This is a genomic window from Dyella sp., assembly GCF_035277725.1.
Lineage (GTDB): Bacteria > Pseudomonadota > Gammaproteobacteria > Xanthomonadales > Rhodanobacteraceae > Dyella_B.
The window spans coordinates 1-8,597 of sequence record NZ_DATEJY010000197.1; the positions used below are offsets into that span (position 1 = coordinate 1).

The window sequence follows — 8,597 nt, forward strand, 5'->3', positions numbered from 1 at the left end:
CCTTCGGCACACGTTCCTCCACCGACACATACGAGAACATACCCAGCTGTTGCACATCCAATCCGCGCACCATCAAACCCTTGCGATTGATACTGGCTATGATTGTGCCAAAGCGGATGCGTTTCTCAACAGCCTGCTAGAGGGCTTTATCTACGCCGCAAGGTTGGCCCTTAAGGCTGGGAGCGAGCTTCCTCTAAGCCATGTGACGGTAGCTGGCCGCCACAAAAACAAGATACAAGGCTGGGATGACAATCCCAGCTTTCCGGTGGCTTTGTGGATGCTGGGATTTCATCCCAGCCTACTTCAGGTTGGTGCGGGGGTTTAATGCGATGCGGCGGCAGCCTTCAAGGCCGGACCGCTGAACTCGGCCTCGATCGTCAGGTCGATCAAGTCGCCTACGCCCATCGTGGTGCCGGGTGCAGGGACGCCGAAGGCCATGCCGAAATCGGAGCGCTTGAAAGAGCCGTGCGCGGAAAAGCCGACGCGCGCATGGGGATCCATGTCGGGCATGCCGCCGTAGCCACCGTTGTACGTGGCGGTCAGAACCAGTGGCCTGGTGACGCCGTGCAGTGCCAGCGTGCCCGCGATTTCAAACGTCTTGGCACCCGTCATGCGGATTTTTTCCGAGCGGAAAACGATCTGCGGATACTTGACCGTGTCGAGCAGCTGCGGTCCTTTCACGATATCCAGGCACATCTTCGGTGCCGCATCCATTTCCAACGATGCCGATTCGATGGTGGCGTCAAGCTTGGATGCGGGGATGTTGTCGGGATCAAACGTCAAAGTGGCATCGAAGCGGCTGAAGCGCGTGGTGTATGTCGAAAATCCCATATGGCTTACGCGAAGCAGCAGGCTCGCATGGGACTTGTCGAGGTGGTACACGCCGGCCGTGGGCGCGGTAATGGCGGGCATGGCGGGCGGTGCGGTGTCGGCTGCGCGGGATGCGGGGCCATGCATGCCCAGCAAGATGGCAACGGCGCCGGCTGCAAACGGGCGCAGAACAGTTCGGATGGTGTGGCTCATGACAAGTCGTTCCGTATCGAGTGGATGTTTCCCTATCGGGGGTGCGCCTTCCTGCATGCAACGAACGGCGGGCGGATAAATCGACATGTGCCGCAAAGCTGTCTCCTGCGCATATTTGTGAAGACGGCATGTGACGCGAATGGGCTGCAACTCACCCCCAGCGACACCGGCCCGGGCAGCACGGTAACCGATCAGGCCCGGCCGTTCACAGTGGCGTAAATGCCTGCCCGGCCTGTGGCGGTGGCCCGGGCCAAGCCGTCCGCCGCGGGCGAGTTGGGGGTCAAGTACCTGCGCCGGCGGCCGATAGCCTCCCAAGGGCGTCGCCTGGCACGCCCGATGCATGGAAACGTGCCATGAAGACCACTAATTTCCTGATCGAAGCCGAGTGCAACGTGCCGAGCAACGTGATTCCGCTGTGGCCGGCTCGGCGTACCCCACGGGATGCGGGCGCCCGTCCGCGCGGGTCGTGGGTTGATCAGGCACATACCATTGAAACGAATGCGGTGGAACTCGATCCGCCGGAGCACCGCCTGGCGCGTCGCGTGGAGCGCGTGCTGTGCGCCCTGCTCTATCACGCGGTGCTTGAGCCCGGCAATAACCGCAGCTCGAAATCCTTCTCCATCGAAAAGCGCGTGGATCAGTTGGTGTCGCATGACCGCTTGATCGCGATTGCGCGTGCAGCGATCAGCATGGATTCGACCAGCGACCTCACGCGTATCGCCGCGGCGGCGATTACGTTTGAACTGCAGACGCAAGCGCAATGGCGCAACCGCGTTCTGCGCCTGTTCTCCGGCCAGCGTCGGCAGATCCATGCCGATACCACGGCCATCGCGAATCTGCTCGCGTGGGACCTTGATGCGTTGAAGGTCCGGCCGATCGATACGTTTGCCAAGTTTCTTTGAGCGCGATCGCAGGCTGGGATGAATCCCGGCTTTAGTTGTGTTTTCAGATGCTGGGATTTCATCCCAGCCTACGTTATTCGGACAAGGTAACCATCACTGCAAGCCCACCGCCCTCGCGGTTGGACAGCTGAAGGTTCCCGCCAATCGCCCGCGTCAACTGCGCGGCAATCGCCAAGCCCAGACCTGTGCCACCGGTATCGCGGCTGCGTGAACCTTCCAGGCGATAGAACGGCTGCAACACCTGCTCCAGTTGATCCTCGGGAATGCCTGGCCCGCGATCGCACACGGCCATGCACATGCCGCCATCCTTGCTGCGCCACGCGCTGACTTCCGCCGTGCCGCCGTATTTGAGTGCGTTGTCGATCAAATTACCCAGCACGCGCCGCAGTGCCTGCCGGCGAACCATGGCGGCACCGCCGATGGATTCCGCCAGCGTGACGGGCTTGCCGATGTCCTGGTAATCGAACACCAGGCTTTCCAGGAACGCTTTCACATCCATGCGCACGGGCACCTCCGCGCCGCCATGCGCGCTGCGTGCGTATGCCACGCCTTCGCGCACCAGATGCTCCATCTCGTGCAGGTCGCGCAGAATCTTCTGGCGTTCCTCGCCGTCGTCCAGCGATTCCGCACGCAGGCGCATGCGGGTGATCGGCGTCTGCAGATCATGCGAGATCGAAGCAAGAATATGCAGGCGTTCCTTGAGGTGGCGGGCGATGCGTTCCTGCATGGTGTTGAAGGCGACGGCCGCCTGCGCCACCTCGGCAGGACCTTCCTCGCTCATGCGCGGACCATCTGCCGTCGGCGCCATGGTTTCTGCGGCGTGCGCCAATTGCGCCAGCGGCCGCGTGGCCAGGCGCACGGCCAGCCACGTGCACACCAGCAGCAATATCAACTGCAGCACCAGCACCATCGGCAGCCATTGCGCGACCGGCGGCACGCCGTGCGGCATCACTACCAGCGTAAGCGGCGAACCATCGCGCAGGGTGAAATGCACTTGATAGCGCTCCGGCTGCGTCGAGATCGAATCGGCCTTAACGCGATAGCCGGGGCCGACTTCTTTCTCGATCCGATGCACCAGCCCCCATGAGCGCTTGCTCGTCAACAGCGCGCCCGGCTGGCCGTGGCCCAGCACGAAACGATAGTTGTCCCGTTCCAGCAGACTCAATGCGCCAGCGCGTTCGCTGACCGGCAAGCGATCCAGCATGGCAACCGACGTGGCAACTTCATGCTCGACCGTATCGAACATGGTCGCCGTGGCGCTTTGGTAGCGCTCATGCAACATCACCGCAAAAGAAAGCCCCTGCGCCAGCATCAGGCCGATAAAGATGATCAGGTAAATACGCGTGGCCATGCTGCGCGGCAGCCAGCGCTTTGGGGCGATGGAAGACACGTGATTCACGCGCCATCTCCGGGCAAGGTAATCGGCATGCTGAATACATACCCTTCGCTACGCACGGTCTTGATGTACGACTGCTCCTTGGCGTTGTCTTCCAGCCGCGTGCGCAGGCGGCTTACCAATAGATCGATGGAACGATCGAACAACTCCGCATCCCGGCCCTGCGTCAGGTTGAGCAACTGGTCGCGCGACAGTACCCGCTGCGGATGATCCAGGAACACGCGCAGCAATCGAAACTCCGCCCCGCTCAGCGGCACGATGGTGCCCTCCTCGTCCAGCAGATGGCGTGCGGTGGTATCCAGCCGCCAGCGGCCGAACGAGAGCACGTCGGTGGTTTCGGTGATGCGCAGATTCGGCGGCAGCATGCGCGTGCGGCGAATCACGGCCTTGATGCGCGCCAGCAACTCGCGTGGCGAAAACGGCTTGACCACGTAATCGTCCGCGCCCATTTCCAGGCCGATGATGCGATCGGTTTCATCGTCACGCGCGGTCAGCAGCAAGACCGGCAGCGCGCGATGCTTGCCGCTGCGCAAGGTGCGGCACAGCACCAGGCCATCGTCGCCGGGCATCATGATGTCCAGCACCACCAGGTCGAACGCCGAGGTATCCAGTTGCGCGAACATGTCGCGGCCATCGACGGCCGCACTGGCGCGCAGGCCGTTCTTGCGCAGGTACTCCATGACACCCGTGCGGATCTCGCGATCGTCATCGACGACGAGGATATTGTCGACGTGGTCCATAGGCATGCGCTCTCAAGGTTGCGTTGCGGTTCTGCCGGCATGGTAATCGACCAGGGCGCGGCCATGACGCCTATGAAATCTCCCCGCCTTATCTGGAACGTGTCCGCTTCGATGGCTTTTTGTATCGGTTTGTATCAGCGGCGTCCTTGCAGCTCCGTATCGCATGCCGGCACCCCGATGTTGGGGTTCGGCGTTGCCTCACCCCAACCTCCAGGCAATGCTCCGAACCCAAGGTTCTTCCAGTCGCAGCAGAACCCAAACCCGTCATTCCGGCGAAGGCCCACTGCTGTCCGGGGAAAAATCGTTGCATTCGCCGTAACGCTTGATGGATCGTCGTCCCGGCGAAAGCCGGACGCAGCGCGAAGCGCGGAGAACGTCCGAATGGACGGCCCCGAAAGGGGTGAGCGGAGCGAATCACCCAGCGACTTGCATTTCGCCGAAGACACTGGGCCCCGGCTTTCGCCGGGGCGACGATTTTCGGTGCCGTTGAATTTACGAGAAGAATTTTCGCCGTCGGGCTACGTGTCGAGACCTAATCAATTAAAAAAAATTTCCCCGGACAGTAGTGGGCGAAGCCCGGAATCCATCGTCAATACGAAGCATGGATTGACCAGCTTCGCTGTTGTAAAGCGCCTCGGCCTTCGCCGGAATGACGAATCAGGGTTTCCGGCAGGCGGAAAATCCTTAAGTTCGGAGCATTGAACCTACCGCGTCGCCCGGCGTTTGTATCAAAACGTATCGATCCCCCTCCGCCATACATTTCGATGCCATTCGGCGCTTGCCCGGACACAACCGGGATACGACGCCGCGGTTTCCTATGCACACCGGCCAGGACCTCGCGACGAGGCGGCCATCCGACCACTTGGGAAAACTGATCATGTCCATCCTCTACACCGGCAAGACCACCACCACCGGCGGCCGCAACGGCCAGGCGCGCAGCGACGACAACCGCCTCGACATCAAGCTCTCGCTTCCCGGCTCCAACGGTGCCGGCACCAATCCGGAGCAATTGTTCGCCGCCGGTTGGTCCGCCTGCTTTATCGGCGCGATGGGCCGTGCGGCGCAGGAATTGGGCGTTACGTTGCCTGTCGACACATCGGTGGACGCGGAAGTCGACCTGGTCAATGACGTGGAACGAGGCTTCTCCCTGCAGGCACGCCTCAACGTAAGCCTGCCGGGGCTGGACCACGCCGTCGCTCTGTCCGTCGCCGAGCGCGCTCACCAGATCTGCCCCTATTCGAAAGCGACGCGCGGCAACATCCAAGCCGTCATCACCGTGATTTGAATCTTTCCATTCCGCCGTCCACGTCCAAGGAGATCACCATGAAACGCACATACTTGGCATTTGCCGCAGCCCTGGGCCTGAGCCTCACCGGCCTTGCTTCGGCCGCCTATGCCGACGAGCAGTCGGCCCCATCATCCATCTCGCAAGCGCTATCGCCCGACCCATGGGGCCCGTTGAAGCACGTGCACGCCGGCGTATTGGATGTTGCCTATGCCGAGATGGGGCCGGCCAATGGCCCGGTGGTGATTCTTCTGCATGGATGGCCCTATGACATCCACAGCTATGCAGACGTCGCGCCGGCACTGGCAGCGAAGGGCTATCGGGTGCTGCTGCCCTATGCACGCGGCTACGGCGATACGCGCTTTCTGTCGGACAGCACCATGCGCAACGCCGAACCGGCGGCCCTGGCGCAGGATGTGATCGACTTTATGGATGCGCTGCACATCCAGCGTGCGGAGCTGGGCGGTTTTGACTGGGGTGCGCGTTCGGCGGACATCGTCGCCGCCTTGTGGCCGGAACGCGTCAAATCGCTGGTGACGGTAAGCGGCTATTTGATCGGCAGCCAGGAATCCGGCAAGACGCCGTTGCCGCCGAAGGCCGAACTGCAATGGTGGTATCAGTATTACTTCACCACCGAGCGTGGCCGCATCGGCTACGAAAAGTATCACCACGATTTTGCCAAGCTGATCTGGCAGCTCGCTTCGCCCAAGTGGAACTTTGACGACGCCACCTTCGAACGCAGCGCAGCGGCGTTGAACAACCCGGATCAGGTCGCCATCACCATCCACAACTATCGTTGGCGCCTGGACTTGGCCAATGGTGAAGCCAAGTACGCACCGCTGGAACAGCGCCTGGCGCAATTCCCTGCCATCACGGTGCCGACGATCGCCCTGGAAGGCGACGCCAACGGCGCGCCACATCCGCAGCCGGAAACCTATGCCAAGCACTTCACCGGCAAGTATCAGTTCCGGCTGGTCACCGGCGGCATCGGCCACAACCTGCCGCAAGAAGCACCGCAAGCGTTCACGCAAGCCGTGATCGATGCCGATCATCTTTGAGCGAGGGCTATGCCATGAAGACATCCATCATCGGGCTTGCAATGTTCATCACCGTAATCAGTGTCGTTGCACCGCAAGCGGCATCAGCGCAAACCTTGCAAGGAACGCATCGGCAGGAATTGTCGCGACATAACCTCGGCATGCCGGGTTACGAGGAAATCCAGCTGCGTGTCGATATCGATCCCGGCGTGACCGCGCCCAATCACCGGCACCCTGGCGAGGAAATCATCTACGTCATCGAGGGCACGCTGGAGTACCGCCTTGAAGGCAAGCCGCCCATGACGCTCAAGGCGGGTGACGTACTGTTTGTGCCAACAGGAGTCGTGCATAGCGCTACCAACGTGGGGCATACCGTTGCGGCAGAGCTTGGCACCTATATCGTTCCCATCGGCAAGCCGCTGGTTGAAGTGGTGAAGTAAACCTCCACCCACAAAAAACAGCCATCCCCTTCGTCATTCCAGCGACTTTTAGATACTCAAAGTCACTGGGTCCCGGCTTTCGCCGGGACGACGATGGTCAGGTTGGTGCGGTAGGGTCAAGACGGTACGCGGGCGAAGCGAGCCCATCTTGCCGCGCCATCATTCCAGCGAAAGCACACTGCTGCCTGGCAAGAAATTTGCGTCTCCTTGCAAACGTCAGACTTGTCATGTCGGTTATGACGATACGTGCCGCGATTGGCTCCCTCTCCCCTTCGGGGAGAGGGTTGGGGTGAGGGGCGACACCGCGTGAAACCCTATCTTTTCCGCACGCTTTTTCGCTTTTTTCGCGCATCGTCGGCATCGTAGGCTGGGATGAAATCCCAGCTTGCGCTTGGCATCATGATGCTGGGATTTCATCCCAGCCTACGGCACGGCGGCACGCGTCACACGTTCTTTGGTATGGTGCGGCCTCGGAAGGCGATGACTCTGTATGCCTTCTGCAGTCAGCAGGACATCACTCGATCTGGCGCTGTCATGTCGTCATCGGCCATCTTCTCCGGCATGGCACCGGCAGGTTCTACCTTTGGAGATCGTGATTCGCATGATTGACATCACCCGTCGCACTTTCGTCATTTCAGGTCTTGGATTGGTCGGTGCCGGCTTGCTGCCGCGCTTCGTGTTGGCAAGCAATGGCAAGCCCATGGCCGGCACACCACCCTGGGCACTGCCGCCGCAAAGCACGACCGCCCTGGCGCCACGCGAGCAACTGCTGTTCGATTTCGGCTGGCAGTTCGCCTTCGGCAACGGCGACGACCCGAGCAAAGACTTCGATTTCGGTTTCAACCAGAGCGATTTTTCAAAGACGGGCGCGTTCAAGATCGCCACCGCCGAGTTCAATGCGGGCAACTGGCGCAACCTGAACCTGCCGCATGATTGGGCGGTGGAACTACCCTTCGTGCACGACGACAAGGGCGACGAAGACAATCGCATGACCTCGCACGGCTACAAGCCGCTTGGGCGCCGCTATCCGGCTACCAGCGTCGGCTGGTACCGCCGCACGTTCACCATTCCCGAGAGCGATCGCGGACGCCGCATCTGGATCGAATTCGACGGTGCGATGCGTGACATCATGCTGTTCGTCAACGGCTGCTACATCGGCCGACATGACGACGGCTATACCTCGTTCCGCTTCGACCTTAGCGATTTCCTCAACTACGGCGGCAAGAACGTTATCACCATACGCGTCGACGCCAGTTTTGGCGATGGCTGGTTCTACGAAGGCGCCGGCATCTATCGCCACGTGTGGTTGACCAAGACGGATCCCGTGCACCTGGCCAAATGGGAAAGCGTGGTGCGCTCCACCGTACAAGGCGACGCCGCCGCGCTTGAGTTGGCGACTGTCGTCGAGAATCAGCACGAGCATCCGGTCAATGCTTCGCTTGAATGGATCATCGTCGATGCCTCCGGCCGCACGGTTGCACAGGCAACATCACCTGCGCAGGCGATTGCGCCGAATACATCGCTGGATTATCGCGCCAACGCAAACGTCCAAAACCCTGTACTTTGGTCGCTCGACGAACCGCATCTCTACACCGCGCTGGTGAAAGTGCTTGTCGACGGCAGCGTGCGCGACGGCGAGCATATTCCGTTCGGCATTCGTACGGCTCATTTCGATCCCGACCACGGTTTCTTCTTGAACGGCAAGCCGCTCAAGATCCAAGGCACCTGCAACCACCAGGATCATGCCGGCGTCGGCGCCGCCTTGCCCGATCGC

Annotated in this window: 9 protein-coding genes; 6 read left to right on the plus strand and 3 right to left on the minus strand. The window is 61.1% G+C overall.

Annotated elements, in window-relative coordinates; all coding sequences use genetic code 11:
• The coding region (locus VJR68_RS16955; protein WP_324149702.1) for a hypothetical protein at positions 1-325 on the plus strand (325 nt) is incomplete at its 5' end.
• Here the strand turns inward: VJR68_RS16955 and VJR68_RS16960 are convergent.
• On the minus strand, positions 322-1,023 hold the full coding sequence (locus tag VJR68_RS16960) for a YceI family protein (RefSeq protein WP_324149704.1): 702 nt from the start codon (positions 1,021-1,023) through the stop codon (positions 322-324). The two genes, VJR68_RS16955 and VJR68_RS16960, sit on opposite strands and share 4 nt — an antisense overlap.
• Before the next feature lie 353 nt (positions 1,024-1,376).
• Between VJR68_RS16960 and VJR68_RS16965 the strand changes: the two genes are divergently transcribed.
• Complete coding sequence (locus tag VJR68_RS16965; RefSeq protein ID WP_324149705.1) at positions 1,377-1,925, plus strand: hypothetical protein; 549 nt, start codon at positions 1,377-1,379, stop codon at positions 1,923-1,925.
• 73 nt (positions 1,926-1,998) lie between these two features.
• On the opposite strand, the gene VJR68_RS16970 is transcribed toward VJR68_RS16965, so the two are convergent.
• Positions 1,999-3,324: a HAMP domain-containing sensor histidine kinase gene (locus VJR68_RS16970; RefSeq protein ID WP_324149706.1), complete on the minus strand. Its 1,326-nt coding sequence runs from the start codon at positions 3,322-3,324 to the stop codon at positions 1,999-2,001.
• Positions 3,321-4,061, minus strand: coding sequence for a response regulator (locus tag VJR68_RS16975; protein WP_324149711.1), 741 nt, complete (start codon positions 4,059-4,061; stop codon positions 3,321-3,323). The genes VJR68_RS16970 and VJR68_RS16975 overlap by 4 nt, the downstream gene beginning before the upstream one ends.
• 877 nt (positions 4,062-4,938) lie before the next feature.
• Between VJR68_RS16975 and VJR68_RS16980 the strand changes: the two genes are divergently transcribed.
• The 4 genes from VJR68_RS16980 to VJR68_RS16995 all read left to right on the plus strand — a co-directional run.
• Complete coding sequence (locus VJR68_RS16980; RefSeq protein WP_324149707.1) at positions 4,939-5,346, plus strand: organic hydroperoxide resistance protein; 408 nt, start codon at positions 4,939-4,941, stop codon at positions 5,344-5,346.
• A 38-nt stretch (positions 5,347-5,384) separates the two neighbouring features.
• Complete coding sequence (locus VJR68_RS16985) at positions 5,385-6,404, plus strand: alpha/beta hydrolase (protein ID WP_324149708.1); 1,020 nt, start codon at positions 5,385-5,387, stop codon at positions 6,402-6,404.
• Between the two features lie 14 nt (positions 6,405-6,418).
• The gene (locus VJR68_RS16990; RefSeq protein WP_324149709.1) at positions 6,419-6,823 is read left to right on the plus strand and encodes a cupin domain-containing protein; all 405 of its coding nucleotides are present in this window, start codon (positions 6,419-6,421) and stop codon (positions 6,821-6,823) included.
• A gap of 601 nt (positions 6,824-7,424) precedes the next feature.
• On the plus strand, positions 7,425-8,597 hold a 1,173-nt coding region (locus tag VJR68_RS16995; protein ID WP_324149710.1), incomplete at its 3' end, for a sugar-binding domain-containing protein.